Source organism: Sinorhizobium fredii, assembly GCF_002944405.1.
GTDB lineage: Bacteria > Pseudomonadota > Alphaproteobacteria > Rhizobiales > Rhizobiaceae > Sinorhizobium > Sinorhizobium fredii_C.
Map to the genome: position 1 here is coordinate 1929579 of NZ_CP024307.1, position 15232 is coordinate 1944810.

17 protein-coding genes are annotated in these 15232 nt (G+C 63.8%); 7 read left to right on the forward strand and 10 right to left on the reverse strand.

From position 1 onward, the window contains the following. Window positions 1-4 precede the first annotated feature (4 nt). The 5 genes from NXT3_RS09620 to NXT3_RS09640 all read right to left on the reverse strand — a co-directional run bounded on the left by NXT3_RS09620 (window position 5) and on the right by NXT3_RS09640 (window position 4103). Window positions 5-544 carry a hypothetical protein gene (locus NXT3_RS09620; RefSeq protein ID WP_179864690.1) on the reverse strand — a complete coding sequence of 180 codons (540 nt, stop codon included), beginning with the start codon at window positions 542-544 and terminating at the stop codon, window positions 5-7. After that, a complete protein-coding gene (locus NXT3_RS09625; protein WP_104839247.1) occupies window positions 541-1260 on the reverse strand; it encodes a DUF2259 domain-containing protein in 720 nt (239 codons plus the stop codon). Before NXT3_RS09625 ends, NXT3_RS09620 begins: the two co-directional genes overlap by 4 nt. Continuing rightward, complete coding sequence (gene rpe / locus NXT3_RS09630; RefSeq protein ID WP_097524794.1) at window positions 1257-1934, reverse strand: ribulose-phosphate 3-epimerase; 678 nt, start codon at window positions 1932-1934, stop codon at window positions 1257-1259. The genes NXT3_RS09625 and rpe overlap by 4 nt, the downstream gene beginning before the upstream one ends. Before the next feature lie 73 nt (window positions 1935-2007). Then, window positions 2008-3018 carry a P1 family peptidase gene (locus tag NXT3_RS09635; protein ID WP_179864691.1) on the reverse strand — a complete coding sequence of 337 codons (1011 nt, stop codon included), beginning with the start codon at window positions 3016-3018 and terminating at the stop codon, window positions 2008-2010. Continuing rightward, window positions 3015-4103: a branched-chain amino acid ABC transporter substrate-binding protein gene (locus tag NXT3_RS09640; RefSeq protein ID WP_097524796.1), complete on the reverse strand. Its 1089-nt coding sequence runs from the start codon at window positions 4101-4103 to the stop codon at window positions 3015-3017. Before NXT3_RS09640 ends, NXT3_RS09635 begins: the two co-directional genes overlap by 4 nt. Before the next feature lie 160 nt (window positions 4104-4263). Between NXT3_RS09640 and NXT3_RS09645 the strand changes: the two genes are divergently transcribed. The 7 genes from NXT3_RS09645 to NXT3_RS09675 all read left to right on the forward strand — a co-directional run bounded on the left by NXT3_RS09645 (window position 4264) and on the right by NXT3_RS09675 (window position 10064). After that, window positions 4264-4791: a flavin reductase family protein gene (locus NXT3_RS09645; RefSeq protein ID WP_037422072.1), complete on the forward strand. Its 528-nt coding sequence runs from the start codon at window positions 4264-4266 to the stop codon at window positions 4789-4791. 23 nt (window positions 4792-4814) lie between these two features. Next, window positions 4815-5744 carry an AAA family ATPase gene (locus tag NXT3_RS09650; RefSeq protein WP_097524797.1) on the forward strand — a complete coding sequence of 310 codons (930 nt, stop codon included), beginning with the start codon at window positions 4815-4817 and terminating at the stop codon, window positions 5742-5744. A gap of 4 nt (window positions 5745-5748) precedes the next feature. Continuing rightward, window positions 5749-7017, forward strand: coding sequence for a vWA domain-containing protein (locus tag NXT3_RS09655; RefSeq protein ID WP_097524798.1), 1269 nt, complete (start codon window positions 5749-5751; stop codon window positions 7015-7017). 71 nt (window positions 7018-7088) lie between these two features. Then, entirely contained in the window at window positions 7089-7421 is a 333-nt protein-coding gene (locus tag NXT3_RS09660; RefSeq protein ID WP_104839248.1) for an XdhC family protein, read from the forward strand. A 4-nt stretch (window positions 7422-7425) separates the two neighbouring features. Next, window positions 7426-8130 (forward strand): XdhC family protein, encoded by a 705-nt coding sequence (locus NXT3_RS09665; RefSeq protein ID WP_097524800.1) that lies wholly within the window; start codon window positions 7426-7428, stop codon window positions 8128-8130. After that, on the forward strand, window positions 8127-9743 hold the full coding sequence (locus NXT3_RS09670) for an NTP transferase domain-containing protein (protein ID WP_104839249.1): 1617 nt from the start codon (window positions 8127-8129) through the stop codon (window positions 9741-9743). Before NXT3_RS09665 ends, NXT3_RS09670 begins: the two co-directional genes overlap by 4 nt. Before the next feature lie 3 nt (window positions 9744-9746). Beyond that, window positions 9747-10064: a TfoX/Sxy family protein gene (locus NXT3_RS09675; RefSeq protein ID WP_037422091.1), complete on the forward strand. Its 318-nt coding sequence runs from the start codon at window positions 9747-9749 to the stop codon at window positions 10062-10064. 16 nt (window positions 10065-10080) lie between these two features. On the opposite strand, the gene NXT3_RS09680 is transcribed toward NXT3_RS09675, so the two are convergent. The 5 genes from NXT3_RS09680 to NXT3_RS09700 all read right to left on the reverse strand — a co-directional run bounded on the left by NXT3_RS09680 (window position 10081) and on the right by NXT3_RS09700 (window position 14935). After that, window positions 10081-10488, reverse strand: coding sequence for an NUDIX hydrolase (locus NXT3_RS09680; protein ID WP_037422094.1), 408 nt, complete (start codon window positions 10486-10488; stop codon window positions 10081-10083). Between the two features lie 10 nt (window positions 10489-10498). Beyond that, window positions 10499-12004, reverse strand: a complete 1506-nt coding sequence (locus NXT3_RS09685) for a DEAD/DEAH box helicase (RefSeq protein ID WP_037422097.1) — start codon at window positions 12002-12004, stop codon at window positions 10499-10501. Between the two features lie 195 nt (window positions 12005-12199). Beyond that, complete coding sequence (locus tag NXT3_RS09690; protein ID WP_104839250.1) at window positions 12200-13534, reverse strand: M23 family metallopeptidase; 1335 nt, start codon at window positions 13532-13534, stop codon at window positions 12200-12202. 92 nt (window positions 13535-13626) lie between these two features. Further along, window positions 13627-14454: a ferritin-like domain-containing protein gene (locus tag NXT3_RS09695; protein ID WP_037422101.1), complete on the reverse strand. Its 828-nt coding sequence runs from the start codon at window positions 14452-14454 to the stop codon at window positions 13627-13629. Between the two features lie 4 nt (window positions 14455-14458). Next, window positions 14459-14935, reverse strand: coding sequence for a peroxiredoxin (locus NXT3_RS09700; protein WP_097524804.1), 477 nt, complete (start codon window positions 14933-14935; stop codon window positions 14459-14461). Window positions 14936-15232: the final 297 nt, after the last annotated feature.

The window sequence follows — 15232 nt, forward strand, 5'->3', positions numbered from 1 at the left end:
AACGCTATTGCCGCCGAGCAAGTCCGAGGCTCGCCAGCAGGAGGGCGAGCGCCCCGAAGGGCAGGTATAGCCTGATCCCCAGCACCAGAAATTGGTAGAACGCTGAGGCCGACGTGAACAGCGCCTGATAGAACCAGATGCGGGATCCAGTCGTCGCATGCCACTGCGCATAGAAGAGCCGGTAATCCAGGGCGAAGAGCAGCCCCGTCAGTCCGACGGTTCCGGCGATCAGGCTCAGGAGATAGGCAGCAAAGCGCGTTTCGATGCCGCGGCCCTCTGCCATGCAGCGGCCACCGAAAAGCGAAAGCGGCCAGGCGATGAGGCCGCCGAAAGCGTAGAGCAGCAGAATGCTTTCGAGGTGGAACGTCGCGTCATGCTCGCGCAGCCAAAGCGCGTACCAGGCGGAAAATGCCATCGCCAGAGCCCAGGCGGGAGCACCGAGGAAGGTTTCTCGCCAGGGCGGGATGGCACGACGGATGCGCCCACGTTTCGAGCGGCTGCCAGGACCGGCGACATTCCCCCCGGCGGCCGGCTGCTCGTTCATCGCCCGGGCCAGAACGGCACCGCGATCCAGCGCCCATCGGTCGTGCCTTCGAAGCCAAGGGATTTGACGAGGACCATGACGACATGCGCCTGCACGCCGTCGTCATCGACGTGAGTCACCACCCCGCCGATCCGGTAGCCGGTCGGGCAGCGGCGGCTTTCCGGAATGCGGCTATCATCCTGCAGCACCTCGGATACGGGCTTTCCGGCTTTCTCCGTCATGACGAGGCGGAAGCCTTTGACGTCTTTCAGGAGGTCCTTGCAGATGCCCTCGGCTGCCAAGCTCTTTTCTTCAAGCTGCAACTCGTAGGTCTTGCGGAACGGCGGATCGGCTGGGAATGCATCGTAGCGTAGCCTGTGGTCCGCCGTGTCCGGCTCCGTCACTGGATTGTAGGCGGCGAGTAGTCCGGGCGTGTCGAGAAGGCGGTAGGCGTCGATCAGCGGCGCCGCGCGCCGGTGCGCGTCTCGGCGAGCGCGGGGAAGGGCTCCGTTATCCTCCTCCACACGGGCGCGTACGGGCGCGCCGGGCAGGAACGAGATAGACGAATAGGGAAAGCCGGAGCCGTCCTGTATGCCATATTCCTCGAAGCCGAAGACCTTGCCGTCCGAAGAGAAGCCGATTGGCTGAAGGCTGGCATAGTCGCCGGCGATCGCGGGCGGAGCGGCAATCACCTCAGCAATCAGAACTGCAGCCGCGATCGCTGCCCGCAAGCTCATCGCCGACCCTTCTCGGCCGGCGTGCGGATCGCCTCGATGGCGGCGCGGTAGGCGTCGACGGAGTCGCCCTTGAAGATCGCCGAGCCGGCGACCAGCACGTTGGCGCCGGCCCCTGTGACGATGCCGGCGGTCTCGGGCGTGATGCCGCCATCCACCTCGATTTCGATCGGCCGATTGCCGACCATTTTCTTGATGCGGCGGATCTTCTCTTCCATCGCGGCGATGAACTTCTGACCGCCGAAGCCCGGATTGACCGTCATCACCAGGATGAGATCGACAGTATCGAGGACGTATTCGAGGGCGCTTTCGGGAGTCGCGGGGTTGAGCGAGACCCCGGCCTTCTTGCCGAGTGCCTTCACCATCTGCAGGGAACGATGCAGATGCGGGCCTGCCTCGGCATGGACAGTCAGGATATCGCATCCGGCCTTGGCAAACGCTTCGAGAAATGGATCGGCCGGCGCGATCATCAGATGGCAATCGAAGGTCGCGTCCGTGTAGGGGCGCAGCGACTTGATGACGTCGGGTCCGAAGGTGATGTTCGGCACGAAATGCCCGTCCATGACGTCGAGGTGGATCCAATCGGCGCCGGCATCGACGACGTCGCGGACCTCCTGGCCCAGTTTGGAGAAGTTGGCCGCCAGGATCGATGGGGCAATGCGAATGGGGTGGGTCATGAACAGCCTCCGGTCTTTCCCGCGCCCATAGCATTCCGCGACCGGCCGAACAACATGCGAAGGCAGGCCTTCGTCATAGGGCCAATGCCGACCAGGCCGGTTTGATATCGCTCGCGGCCGGTATGGCATCGTGGACGCCCCGCGCGATCGCCCGGGCCATTGTCGCCGCCGCGGCGGCGCCGAGGTCGATGAAATCCTCCAGAAGCAGCGTCTTGCCGGTGGCGCCCGTCGAGAGCGCGAAAACGAGGTCGCCGTCAAGCGGTGTATGGGACGGCCACAGCGCTCGGGAGAAGCCGTCATGGGCGGCAATCGCCAGGCGTTTCGCCTCGGCCTTCGAGAGGACCGCATCCGTGGCGATGACGGCAATCGTTGTGTTGGCGGCTACTGCCTCTCGCTCCCGGAACTTGAGCCGCGGCTGCGCCGCATCCTGCGGCCAGGGAGACGGCATACCGAGCCCACCGAATTCGCCATCCAGTTCAAATGGGGCAGCCCAGAAATGGCGGGTGTCGCCGATGGTTGCCGAGCCGAGCGCGTTGACGGCGACAAGGGCACCGACGGTGATGCCATTTGCGAGGACGGTCGAGGCGGAGCCGAGGCCGCCCTTGAAAGTGGCCGTGAGTGCTCCCGTTCCGGCGCCGGCACTGCCGGTCGCGAAGGTCTCGGCCGCGGCGCGTGCCGCGTCATAGCCGAGGTCGCGATAGGGTGAGAATTGCCCCCAATCCTTATCTCCGCCATTCATCAGGTCGAAGAGGATTGCCGCCGGAACGATCGGGATCCGGTGCGGGCCGACGGGAAAGCCGCGTCCCATTTGCCGCAATGCAGCCTGAGCGCCCGAGGCCGCGTCCAGCCCGAAGGCTGAGCCGCCGGAAAGTACGATTGCGTCGACCGCCTGGACCGTATTGTGCGGGGCGAGGAGATCGGTCTCACGCGTTCCCGGTGCGCCGCCCAGGACCTGAACCGCGGCGGTGGCCGGCGGGTCGCAAAGTACGGCCGTGACGCCGGATTTCAGCCGGTGATCCTCGGCGTTGCCGACCAGGATCCCCGCGACGTCGGTGATCAGATTGGTCGGTCCCTTCCGCATCACTCGGCCTTGCCTGCATCGGGCGCGTCCACGAAGCGGCCGTCCCGCCATTGCATCAGCCGGTAGGGGCTTTCGGCCCGTTCATGGCTGCCGTTGAAGCCGATCGGCCCGAGGACGGTCGCGTAGGGGCCCTTCGAAAGAGCGTCCAGAACAGCCTTGTCATCCTTCTCCGCTTGATCCTTCGCCTGCTCGAGAAGCGACACGGCTGCAAAGGCGGGGAGAACGTAACCATCTGGTTCAATCCTGGCGGCGCGCATTGCCGTGACGACCGGTGCTGCTTCGCTCGACCGGGCGGGATCCGGAATGGTAACGGCCAGCACGCCATTTTCCAGCGGCACGTCCAGATCCGCGGCGTTCAGCGTATCGCCGCCAAGCAAGGTTATCGAAACATACTCCGCCTTCGCGTCGCGGGCGATGACGGCCGTGTCGTTGCGGTCGCCGCCGGTGAACACATGCGTCGCGCCGCTTTTCGCCAGGCGCCGAACGAGACTCACCTGCTGTTCCTGCGCCGGCCGGTAGGTGTCGGTGAAGACAGGGGTGATACCGATCTCCGCAAGGGCGTTACGGACGCTTTCGACAAGTTCGCGGCTGTGAATCGTTCCGTCGTCGATGAGGGCCAGCGGCTTGTCCCTCCAGTTCGTCACGATCGCATCGGTGATCGCCGCGGCCTCGGCCTTGCCGCTCGGTGCCAGGCGGAAGAGCGGCCATTTCTTCTTGAGGGCGTCCTCGATGAGAATGTCCGAGCGCACGCTAAGCGTGATGGCGGGTATCCCGGCCACGGCCAGCGCCGGCAGAGCTGCTTCCAGGCTCTCGGTGCAGAGAAAGCCGATCGCCGCCTCGGCACCGCTGGCCAGCAGCGCCTTCGTCAACGCCTCGCCGCCTGCCGGATCGCAGCTTTCTGCGATGGGAACGATCTCGCTTCCCCGGTCGCCTGCCTGGAAGGCGGCGCCATCGGTTATCTGCTTGCCGAGCGCCGCAAACGGTCCGTCGGCGGGAGCGACGACGGCAATCTTCAGGCCGGCGGCAAGCGCGGGAGAAGTCAGCGTCAGCGCGGCGACGAAAAGGGTCGTACCAATTGATTTCAGCATGTTTTTTCCCGCTATCGCACGTCCTGTTTTAAGGAAGTGGCTCAACTCGTCAAAGGAAAAGATGCTGGTAGGAACGGGGGATCGCCCGATCTGCGTCATGCGTATGCGCTGATCGGCAAGATTCTCGGTCGGCCTAGTTTCATATTCCTTGCGACAGTCTATGTATGTGCGAGATACCGATCCGGAGCGTGATGTGTTGGAGAAGACCCGGCTGGACCCGATAAGCTACCGCGATACGATGAGCCGCCTGTCTCATCACGTGCAGTTGATCACCGCAGCGGATAGTGACGAGCGGCGCGGCGTTACCATCACTGCCTCCTGTTCGGTATCGGACGAACCTCCGACGATCCTTGCCTGCCTCAATGCGGCAAATCCCCGCAACGATATCTTTTTCCGCAACGACAGTTTTGCACTGAACGTCCTGGGCAGGCAGCATCTCGCCTTGGCCCATGCTTTTTCCGGACGCGATCAACTCGAGATGGAGCGCCGATTTGCCCTCGGCCGCTGGACGCAGCTTGCGACCGGGGCGCCAATTCTCGCCGACGCCATCGCCGCCTTCGATTGCCGTCTGATCGAAGTGAAAATCATGGCTACCCACGCGATACTCTTCGGCGAGGTGGTCGACGTACGGATCGGCGAAAAGACACCACCGCTCATTTATGTGGACCGGGGATACCGCACGCTATAATTTTCCTCGGCAGAGGAGCGAACATGGCGAGACACGAGACAGGCAGAACGCCCCAGTCCATCGACGAGACGATGGCGCTGCTGGAATCGGAGAACTATCTCGCCGGAACCGCTCTCGCCACCGTTCTTTTCCTGGCACTCAGAATGAAGCGCCCGCTCTTTCTCGAAGGAGAAGCCGGGGTCGGCAAGACCGAAATCGCCAAGGTGCTCTCCCGCTCGCTCGATCGACCGCTGATCCGGCTGCAATGCTATGAAGGACTCGACGTCGCCTCCGCCGTCTATGAATGGAACTACCCGGCGCAAATGCTGGAAATCCGCCTTTCGGAGGCCGCAGGCATGGTCGACCGGCAAAGGGTGGAAAGCGACATTTTCTCGGAACGCTTCCTCATCCGGCGTCCGGTGCTTCAGGCGATCTCGGCGAATGCCGGCCGCGCGCCGGTGTTTCTGATCGACGAGCTCGACCGCACCGACGAGGCCTTCGAGGCTTTCCTCCTCGAGGTTCTTTCGGACTTCCAGGTGACCATTCCCGAGCTTGGAACGATCCGCGCCGAGGAGCCGCCGATCGTCATCATCACCACCAACCGGACGCGCGAAATCCACGACGCCTTGAAGCGCCGCTGCCTCTATCATTGGGTCGACTATCCCCGCGCGTCACAGGAGCTGGAGATCATCCGGCGCAAGGTGCCGGGCTGCAATGCGACGCTCTCCCGGGAGATCGTCGCTTATGTCCAGAAGCTCCGGACGGTCGATCTCTTCAAGAATCCCGGCGTCGCGGAGACGATCGACTGGGCGACGGCGCTGACCGAGCTCGATGCGCTGGCGCTCGATCCGGAGACCCTCGCCGATACGCTTGGAACGCTGCTCAAGTATCAGGATGACATCTCCCGGATAGAGGGCGCTGAAGGGCGCAGGTTGCTCGAAGAGGTCAAGCGCGAACTTTCGGCTGAGGGCTGACACCATGACGGGCGCGCCGGATGCCGCGGGAGTAAGCCATCGCCCGGACCGCGGGCAGTTTGCCGACAACATTGTCTTCTTCGCCCGGGCGCTGCGACGGGCAGGCATGCGGATCGGTCCGGGCGCGATTGCGGACGCCATCGAAGCGGTCGGCGCAATCGGCATCGGATCGCGCCCGGAGTTCTACGCCGCGCTGCAATGCACGCTGGTGAAGAGGCACGAGGACCAGCCGCTCTTTGATGAAGCGTTCCGCCTGTTCTGGCGCAAGCGCGATCTCGTCCGCAAGATGATCGCGCTATTGTCGCCCGTCGCCCCTGCACGCGTAAGAGATGATCGGCGGCGGCGAGCCGGCGAGGCACGCCTTAGCGAAGCGCTCCTGAGCGGCCGGGACGACACTCGACAGGCTCAGGAGGAGGAGCAGATCGAGATCGACGCGCGCTTCACCGCCTCAGGCCGGGAGCTCTTTCGCAAGGCGGATTTTGCGCAGATGACGGCCGCAGAAATCGCCGAGGCGCGTAGGGCGATGTCGTCGCTGCTCCTGCCCTTCGATCGGGTCAAGACACGGCGCTTCCGCCCGTCCCATCGGCCGGCCCGGATCGATCCGCGCGCGACCATGCGCGATGCCATGCGGCTCGGCGGCGAGTTCATCCAGCCTCGCTTCCGGGAGCCGCGTCTCAGGCATCCGCCGCTCGTCGTGCTTGCGGATATTTCGGGCTCGATGACGCAGTATACGCGGGTGTTCCTGCATTTCCTGCATGCACTGACAGAAGAGCGCCACCGCGTTGAGACTTTTCTCTTCGGCACGCGGCTGACGAACGTCACCCGCCAAATGCGCAATCGTGATCCCGACGAGGCGCTCGACGAATGCGTCGCTGCGGTCAAGGACTGGTCGGGCGGTACCCGCATCGGCGAAACGCTGCAGGAGTTCAACCGTCGTTGGTCTCGGCGTGTCCTGGGACAGGGCGCTATCGTCCTCTTGATGACCGACGGCCTCGAGCGTGACGACACGGTGCAACTTGAGATCGAGATGGATCGCCTGCATCGCTCCTGCCGCCGACTGATCTGGCTCAATCCGCTGCTCCGCTTCGAGGGCTTCGAGGCGCGGGCCCGCGGTGTCAGGGCAATGCTGCCGCATGTCGATGAATTTCGGACCGTGCACAATCTGGAATCCGTCGAAGAACTGGTAAAGTCCCTGTCCGGCGAGCGGAGGCGCGACGCCGACCCACGGCGCTTCCTTGATCCATGGCGAGCCGCGCTCCGGCCTGCGACTTGAAGCGATGAGATGGGTTGAACTGCGCTTAGATCATCATGATCTAAGAGGGGACCAGCGGGAGTACCAACAATATGACGAACGAAGCGAAGATGCTCGACCCGTTGGAGATTGCCGAGGCATGGCACAGGAAAGGCCGGGCCGTGGCATTGGCGACGGTCATCGAGACCTGGGGCTCCGCGCCCCGCGCAGTCGGCAGCCATCTGGTCATTGACGGCGGGGGCAATTTCGAAGGCTCTGTGTCCGGCGGTTGCGTCGAAGGCGCCGTCGTCAGCGAAGCGGCCGACGTGATCGCGTCAGGCGTCTCGAAGGTTCTCGAATTCGGCGTCGCCGACGAAACGGCATGGCGGGTCGGCCTATCCTGCGGCGGCCGGATCCGGGTCTATGTTGAGCGAATAGACGGCTGAGACCATGCAACTGTCCACTCTTGAGAAGCTGAACGAGGCGCGGTCGGCACGGCGGCCCGCCGTGGTCGTCAATGATATTTCGAGCGGCCGCGCGCAGGCCTTCATCGAGGGCGAAGCATTCCCGGCCGAATGGGAGGCCGCCATCTCTGAAACGCTTCGGTCGGGTCGTCCCAAACTTGCGACGCTCGACGACCAACCCGCCTTCATCAACGTCTACCTGCCGCCGCCGCGCTTGGTTGTCATCGGCGCCGTCCATATCTCCCAGGCGCTTGCGCGGCTGGCGCCGGTCGCCGGCTTCGACATGACCATCATAGACCCGCGCACCGCCTTCGCGACGGCGGAGCGCTTCCAGGACATCGAGCTTCTGGCGGATTGGCCGGAAGATGTTCTGCCGACGCGACCGCTCGACCGCTATACGGCCCTGGCCGCCGTCACCCACGACCCGAAGATCGACGACTATCCGATCCGGGCCGCCCTCGAGGCGGGCTGCTTCTATGTCGGCGCGCTCGGCAGCCGCAAGACCCATGCGGCGCGCGTCGAGAGATTGCGGTCGGCGGGCGTCTCGCAAGAGGAAATCGGCCGCATCAGGGCGCCGATCGGCCTTGATATCGGCGCGGCGAGCCCCGCCGAAATCGCCGTCGCCGTCCTTGCGCAAATCATCGGCGCCCTCCGCCATCGCGATCCCGAAGAACAGGGGCACGCAACATGAGGTTTGGTCCTGTGCCGCTTGCGCAAGCGGAAGGCGCAATTCTGGCGCACTCCGTCAAAACAGAGGCAGGCAAGCTGGCGAAAGGCCATCGCCTGAGCCCGGATGATCTCGCCATGCTTGACGACGCCAATATCCGGGAAGTCATCGTTGCCCGACTGGATTTCGACGATCTCACGGAAGATGAGGCCGCGACTCGGATCGCCGCCGCCATCGCCCCGGACCATCTGCGTTTCTCGCCAGCCGCGACCGGCCGCGTCAATGTGTATGCGACAGCGCCGGGCCTTTTCGTCGCAAATGATACCATTGTCGATCAAGTGAACCGCATTGATCCGGCGATCACGCTTGCCTGTCTTGCCGACCATGTCCCCGTCAGTGCGGGTGACATGGTGGCGACGATCAAGATCATTCCACTGGCGGTGGCGGGACATTTCGTCGAGCAAGCAGTTGCCGTGCTTCGCGCCGGCCCCGCCTTTGAAGTAAAACCCTTTGTGCCGCGACGCGCCGCCTTGATCGCAACCGAATTGCCGTCGCTGAAGCGCCAGGTAATGGACAAGACGCGTGCTGTGCTGGCGGCGCGGCTCGCTCAATCCGGCAGCAGCTTGGACACGGAGCGTCGTCTCCCTCACACCGAGACGGCCGTCGCCGGGGCGATTGCCGAACTTAAGGCTTCACACGACCTGCTGATCGTCTTCGGCGCTTCGGCCGTCGCCGACCCTGAAGATGTGGTGCCGGCCGCGATCCGGCGCGCCGGCGGGACCGTCGAGCACGTCGGCATGCCCGTCGACCCGGGCAATCTGCTCGTTCTTGGCCGCCTGGGCGAAATCCCCGTCATCGGTGCACCCGGCTGCGCCCGCAGCCCGAAGGAAAATGGCTTCGACTGGATCCTCGACCGGCTGCTCGCCGGCGAGTGGCCGAGCCCGGCCGACATTACCGGACTCGGCGTCGGTGGTTTGCTGAAGGAGATCCCGGCGCGGCCGCAGCCGCGGGAAGCAGCAGTCAGGCCGCAGCCCGGTCCGGTCGCGATCGTCGTGCTGGCTGCCGGCCGGGCAAGCCGGATGGGACCCGCAGGGCGGCACAAACTTCTTGCCGAATTCGATGGCGTGCCGCTCGTTCGCCGCTCAGTCGAGATGGCACTGGCCGGCGGCAAAGGCAAGGTCGTGGTGGTCACCGGCTACCGCGAGGGCGAGATCCGGGCTGCACTATCCGGCCTGCCGGTGACGTTTGCCTCGAACCCCGACTACGAGAGCGGCATGGCGTCGTCGCTCATTGCAGGTCTGTCGGCCGCGGGAGCGGAAGCGGGCGGCATGCTGGTGATGCTGGCAGACATGCCGGGTGTCACGTCGGAGCATCTCGCAACGATGATTGCGGCTTTCGACGGTGAATCGGGCAGTGCCGTCGTGCGAGCGGTTTCCGAGGGACAGCGCGGAAATCCGGTCATCCTGCCGCGATCCACCTTCGCGGCGGTACGGCACCTCGTAGGCGATGTGGGGGCGAGGGATATAATCGAAAGCTGTGGTCTTCCGGTGATCGATGTTGAACTGGGCGCCGCCGCGCGCCTCGATGTCGATACGCCCGAAGCAGTCCTGGCCGCCGGCGGCACATTGAAGGAGTGAGCGATGGACAATCCCGCGATCGAGGAGATGTTTCAGACATTGGGTCCGATCAGCATTCGCCGCATGTTCGGCGGCAAGGGCATCTATTGCGATGGCGTCATTCTCGCCGTCGAGGTCGACGGGGAGATCCTTCTGAAGGGTGACGCCGAAACGGCTCTGCAGCTGGAGGAGGCCGGCGCCCGGCAATGGGCCTATGACGGCAAGGGCAAGCCGGTGAAAATGCCCTATTGGAGCATTCCTGATTCGGCCTATGACGATCCGGACGAGATGGCCCGCTGGGTGAAGCTGGCCTATTCAGCCGCGCTCAGGGCGAAGAAGTGAGTGCGCGGAACAAGCCTTACCCAAGCGCGCGCACGGCATCCGCCGCGAAGCGGGATAGTGGCTGGGGCAGGGCGGTAAGATCGAACCAGCCTATGTGGGAAAGCTTGTCCGGTTCGGTGAGGCGCGGCTCGCCGGAAAAATCATCCGTCGCATAGATCAGCGAGATCCAGTGCTGCCGGTCGGCCTCGATCATCTGCTCGCTGATGCAGAGAAACCGCGTCGAACGGATCGAGAGGCCGCTTTCCTCTTCCGCTTCCCGGCGTGCGGCATCCTCCGCGCGCTCCATGTGGTCGACCTTGCCGCCGACGATGCTCCAGTGGCCGGCCTCCGGTGCCTTCAGGCGCCGGCAGAGAAGGATCTTGCCGTCCCGCAAAATCGCGAGCCCGCAGCCGAGGCCCGGAAAATCGATGCCGGGGAATGCCATGGAGCGACTGTCACGCCTTGCCGGCGATCAGCATGAAGGCTGGAATCTCGTCGCCGAAGCCGACAGGCGTCGGGCCATCGTCATGATCGCGGCGGTTGCGGTTACGACGATCGCGATTGTCGTCATTGGCGGCGTTCTGCGCTCGGCCCGGACGATCGTTGCGGCTCGCATGGCTCTGCCTGTTGTCGGCACTACGTTCCGGTTTCACCGCTTCCGCCCTTTCCGCGACTGGTTCGAATTCGGTCACATTATCGACACGGGCCGTATCGGATTTATGATCGCCGCGCGCCCGGCCAGCGCGTTCCACATCTTTTTTGCGATCCCTGCGGCCGTCGCGGCCGCGCTCGCGCCGGCTGTCATGGCTTTCCATCGGCTCGGGCAGTTCGGAAAGGTCTCCGTTCATCCACTCGACCTTCTGGCCGATCAGTTTCTCGATGGCGTCGGAGAACTTCGTGTCGCGTTTCGTCACGATCGTGAAGGAGGCGCCGGAGCGTCCCGCCCGGCCGGTACGGCCGATGCGGTGCACATAGTCTTCCGCGTGGATCGGCACATCGAAATTGAACACGTGGCTGACGTCCGGAATGTCGAGCCCGCGCGCCGCGACGTCCGAAGCAACGAGCAACTGGATATTGCCGTCCTTGAAGCTGGCCAGCATCGCCATGCGAGAGCGCTGGTCCATGTCGCCGTGCAGTGCACCAACCGAGAAGCCATGGCGGTCGAGCGAGCGGAAGAGCTCGGCGACGTCCTTCTTGCGGTTGCAGAAGATGATCGCGTTCTTGAGTTCGCCCTGAGCGCGTATGAGATCCCGCAGCACGGCGCGCTTTTCGTAATCCTTTCCGTGCGCGGCGACGAAGCGCTGCGTCACGGTGATTGCCGCCGAGGCAGGGCGGGCGACTTCCACCCGCTCAGGGTTCTGCAGGAACCGGTCGGCAAGCTTCTGGATTTCCGGCGGCATGGTTGCTGAGAAGAACAGCGTCTGCCGGGTGAAGGGAATAAGCTTCGCGATCCGCTCGATATCCGGGATGAATCCCATGTCGAGCATGCGATCGGCCTCGTCGATAACGAGGATTTCCACGCCGGTCATCAGCAGCTTGCCGCGCTCGACATGATCGAGCAGGCGGCCGGGCGTGCAGATCAGAACGTCGGCGCCGCGCTCGAGCTTGCGGTCCTGCTCGTCGAAGGAGACGCCGCCGATCAAGAGCGCAATATTGAGCTTGTGATTCTTGCCGTACTTGTCGAAGTTCTCTGCAACCTGCGCCGCAAGCTCACGGGTAGGCTCCAGGATCAAGGTGCGCGGCATGCGTGCACGCGCGCGGCCCTTTTCCAGGAGCGTCAACATCGGCAGCACGAAGGACGCCGTCTTGCCCGTGCCGGTCTGCGCGATGCCGAGGATGTCGCGACGCTGAAGGGCCGGCGGAATGGCGCCTACTTGGATCGGTGTCGGCGTTGTGTAGCCCGCGTCAGTAACAGCGGAGAGAACTTTTTGGCTCAGGCCAAGGTCAGCAAAATTGGTCAAAGGGGAATCTGTTTCCGTTCCGGTTCAATAGAACACTGATCGATCGATGGAAAATCACCATCCTGTGGCGGCGCTCTTAAGACGAAAGGCGCCGAAAGTCAAGAAATCCAGCACGTTGACCCTTCGCACCGTAAATGGATGCGAATCTTTTGCTTTTCTTGTCAACGGCCGACCGCGTCGACGGCGATTTATGCGTTAGTTCAGATAGCCGGCGAGCCTTGTACCGGCGCGTAGGAAGCGCATCGGATCGACGGCCAGGCCGTTCAGCCGGACCTCGTAGTGCAGGTGCGGACCCGTCGACCGTCCCGTGCTGCCTGATTGGGCGATAACCTGATCGGTTTCGACCCGATCTCCGACATGCACGAGGATACTGGCGAGGTGCGCATAACGCGTCGAGACGCCGTTTCCATGGTCGATCTCGATCATGTTGCCGTAGCCGCCCGCGTGCCCGGCGGTCGTCACGGTTCCCGCTGCGGTCGAGCGAATGCGTGTGCCGGTCGCGGCGCGGAAGTCGATTCCGGCGTGGAGCGCCAATCGTCCGAGAAACGGATCCAGACGATTTCCGAAACTGCTGGTGACGTCGCTGGCCGGCGCGGGGCTTTCGAGAGGGAGCTTTCGCGCAGCGTTGCGGGTCTCCTCCAGACCGACAAGGGCGCTGTCGAGCGTGGCGAGCGACCGCTCGAAGTCGTCGTGGCTCTGCGGCTCGATATAGGGGCCGCCGACCGCCGTTCCATCGGGCGAAGCCGCAGCGGTGGAACTGGCGACGGCCTTCGGAGCCGGAAGAACGACGCCTGTACGCTCGACGATCGTCCGGATCGCTTCGGAGGTTGTCTGTGCCTTGCTCGTCAATTGCAGCACATGGGCCATCTGGTCGCGTTCGACGTCTTTCAGCGAGAGGGTCACCTTTGAAAAGATGCGATCCGTTCGATCCGAGATCGTTCCCCCTTGGCCGTTCGACTGCGCTTGCGGCGCATAGCCCAGTGCCAAGGCCCGTGCCGGTACCACGGCCTTCTTTGCCGCGATGCCCATGATCTCTTCGATCGCCTTGATCCCGCCTGGCGCCTCGGCGCGATCCCCGTAGGCGAGGGGCTCGGCCTCCGGCAGTGCTGCCGCGTCTCCGCCCGTCGGCGGTTCGGCGTTCTCTGCCAATGTGCCGAGCCTGCCGCTGCGAGAGGCAAGCTCCAATTGCTGCTGCAGGAGCTTGTCGACCTTTTCTTCGACGATCTGCTGGTCCAGCAACTGCCGGCTCGTCACACGATCGACCTGCGCGCGAAGCGCCGTGATTCGGTCCTCGTATTCATGCTGCATGCGCGCCTGGCGCGCGATCGTGCCGCCGATCAGATCGTCGCGCAGCACGAGATAGGTGGTCGCGGCGAGATAGCCGATGCCGAAGATGCCGATGAGCGACGTGACGCCGGCGGCCATCCAGGGCCGGATCGTCATGTGACGAACCCTGTCTCCGCTCGCGAGAATCAGAACGTGACTTTCCCTGCGTTTGCCGAACCCCCGGTTTTCCGGACGAATAGACACCCCGTCACCCCCGCCAGATGCGACCCAAACTCGCGTTTTGCCCCAAGGGTGATTACACTTTATTAGGGTTAATAAAGTGTTGGTGTTTTTCGTCAGATGTTGGTGGAGGCCGTCATCGATCGGTAGAACGACGGCGTCAGGCCGGCCTCGGCGCGCGCCACGTCGTTGAAGGGCGCCTTCAGCGGCCCGCGGAAATTCGCACGCACCAGTGCCTGGAACGTGGCGGCCGGGTCCTTCTTCTGCCTCGCGCAGAGGAAGCGGAACCATTTCGCGCCGACCGCGACGTGGCCCTTCTCGTCCTCATAGATGACGTCGAGAACGGCAGCGCTTTGATGATCGCCGGTCTCGCGCATCTTCGCCTGCAGCGCCGGAGTGACGTCCAAGCCGCGCGCCTCGAGGATGAGCGGCACGACGGCCAGCCGGGCGGTCAGATCGTTGCGCGTGTCGTGGGCCGCCTGCCACAGTCCGTCGTGGGCGGGCAGGTCGCCATAGTCCGCGTCCAGATCGTTGAGCCTCTGCCGCACCAGGCGAAAATGCTTGGCCTCCTCGAACGCGACCTGCATCCATCCATCGAAAAAGGATTGCGGCACGGGCTCAGTGGCGAAGCGCGCGACGATATCGAGCGCGAGATCGACGGCATTCAGTTCGATATGGGCAATGGCGTGAAGGAGGGCGATTCGGCCCTTCAATGAGCCGAGGGAACGCCGCTTGACCTGCGTCGGCGGCGTGAGGATGGGCCTTTCCGGCCGCCCAGGCCTTGCGGGCACCGGCCGATCGAGCGGCGAGCGCAGGGAGAGCGTTCGCGCCTGCCAGCGGCGTGCGGCCTCCTGCGCGAGTTCCGTTTTGACGGTCAGGTCGCTTGCACGGATCGCTTCCACAGCGGCACCGCGCAGGCTGGTAAATTGCGGCAGCACAGCCATCAGTTCAGGCAGTGCGGAGAGTTTTCGCCGCGGCGAGAACTTCCTCGGCGTGTCCCGCAACTTTAACCTTTTCCCAGACGCGGCTGATGATGCCGGCTGCATCGATCAGATAGGTTGTCCGTTCGACACCCATATACTTCCGGCCATACATGCTTTTTTCCGCCCACACACCGTAGGCGTTGACGACGGCCTTGTCTTCGTCCGCCGCGAGCGCGACAGCGAGGTCGTGCTTCTTGGCAAAGCGGTCATGGCTCTTGACCGAGTCGGGCGAGATGCCGATCAGCGCGACACGGGCCGCGGTGAATTCCTTAGAGAGACCGGAAAACGATATCGCTTCGACGGTGCAGGTCTTGGTGTCGTCCTTGGGATAGAAGAACAACACCACCGGCTTGCCGCGAAGCGCGGACAATGAAATCGAGCCGCCGCCGTCGCGGGCGAGCTCGAAATCCGGAGCAGGATCGCCGGGCCGCAAAGGTGCCATGTTTAAGCCTTTCTTACGCCAAGTTTTATCGACATTTCGCACATAGGGGATACCCAAGTTCGTCGGGGTCCGTCCAGTGCGTTTGCGGCTGCTTTGACAGCTGTCCGACGGCTCTTGTGGCTACGAGCCATAATGAATGCCATGTCGCAAGACAAAGGCCGCGCCTGGATCGAGCATCTTCGGATGCCAGGGATGGCCGTCGCGCGCTTTCCACAAGCAACCACAGCGAAGCGTGGTGACTTGGTCCGGCGATTTGTGATCTACAGGATAGGAACGACCCCGGGCGTACACGATGTC

Excerpts from the sequence above, each read along its gene's own strand:
- NXT3_RS09620 (WP_179864690.1), bottom strand. The coding sequence starts at position 544 with ATGAACGAGCAGCCGGCCGCCGGGGGGAATGTCGCCGGTCCTGGCAGC.
- NXT3_RS09625 (WP_104839247.1), bottom strand. The coding sequence starts at position 1,260 with ATGAGCTTGCGGGCAGCGATCGCGGCTGCAGTTCTGATTGCTGAGGTG.
- rpe (WP_097524794.1), bottom strand. The coding sequence starts at position 1,934 with ATGACCCACCCCATTCGCATTGCCCCATCGATCCTGGCGGCCAACTTC.
- NXT3_RS09640 (WP_097524796.1), bottom strand. The coding sequence starts at position 4,103 with ATGCTGAAATCAATTGGTACGACCCTTTTCGTCGCCGCGCTGACGCTG.
- NXT3_RS09645 (WP_037422072.1), top strand. The coding sequence starts at position 4,264 with ATGTATGTGCGAGATACCGATCCGGAGCGTGATGTGTTGGAGAAGACC.
- NXT3_RS09650 (WP_097524797.1), top strand. The coding sequence starts at position 4,815 with ATGGCGAGACACGAGACAGGCAGAACGCCCCAGTCCATCGACGAGACG.
- NXT3_RS09655 (WP_097524798.1), top strand. The coding sequence starts at position 5,749 with ATGACGGGCGCGCCGGATGCCGCGGGAGTAAGCCATCGCCCGGACCGC.
- NXT3_RS09660 (WP_104839248.1), top strand. The coding sequence starts at position 7,089 with ATGACGAACGAAGCGAAGATGCTCGACCCGTTGGAGATTGCCGAGGCA.
- NXT3_RS09665 (WP_097524800.1), top strand. The coding sequence starts at position 7,426 with ATGCAACTGTCCACTCTTGAGAAGCTGAACGAGGCGCGGTCGGCACGG.
- NXT3_RS09670 (WP_104839249.1), top strand. The coding sequence starts at position 8,127 with ATGAGGTTTGGTCCTGTGCCGCTTGCGCAAGCGGAAGGCGCAATTCTG.
- NXT3_RS09675 (WP_037422091.1), top strand. The coding sequence starts at position 9,747 with ATGGACAATCCCGCGATCGAGGAGATGTTTCAGACATTGGGTCCGATC.
- NXT3_RS09680 (WP_037422094.1), bottom strand. The coding sequence starts at position 10,488 with ATGGCATTCCCCGGCATCGATTTTCCGGGCCTCGGCTGCGGGCTCGCG.
- NXT3_RS09695 (WP_037422101.1), bottom strand. The coding sequence starts at position 14,454 with ATGGCTGTGCTGCCGCAATTTACCAGCCTGCGCGGTGCCGCTGTGGAA.
- NXT3_RS09700 (WP_097524804.1), bottom strand. The coding sequence starts at position 14,935 with ATGGCACCTTTGCGGCCCGGCGATCCTGCTCCGGATTTCGAGCTCGCC.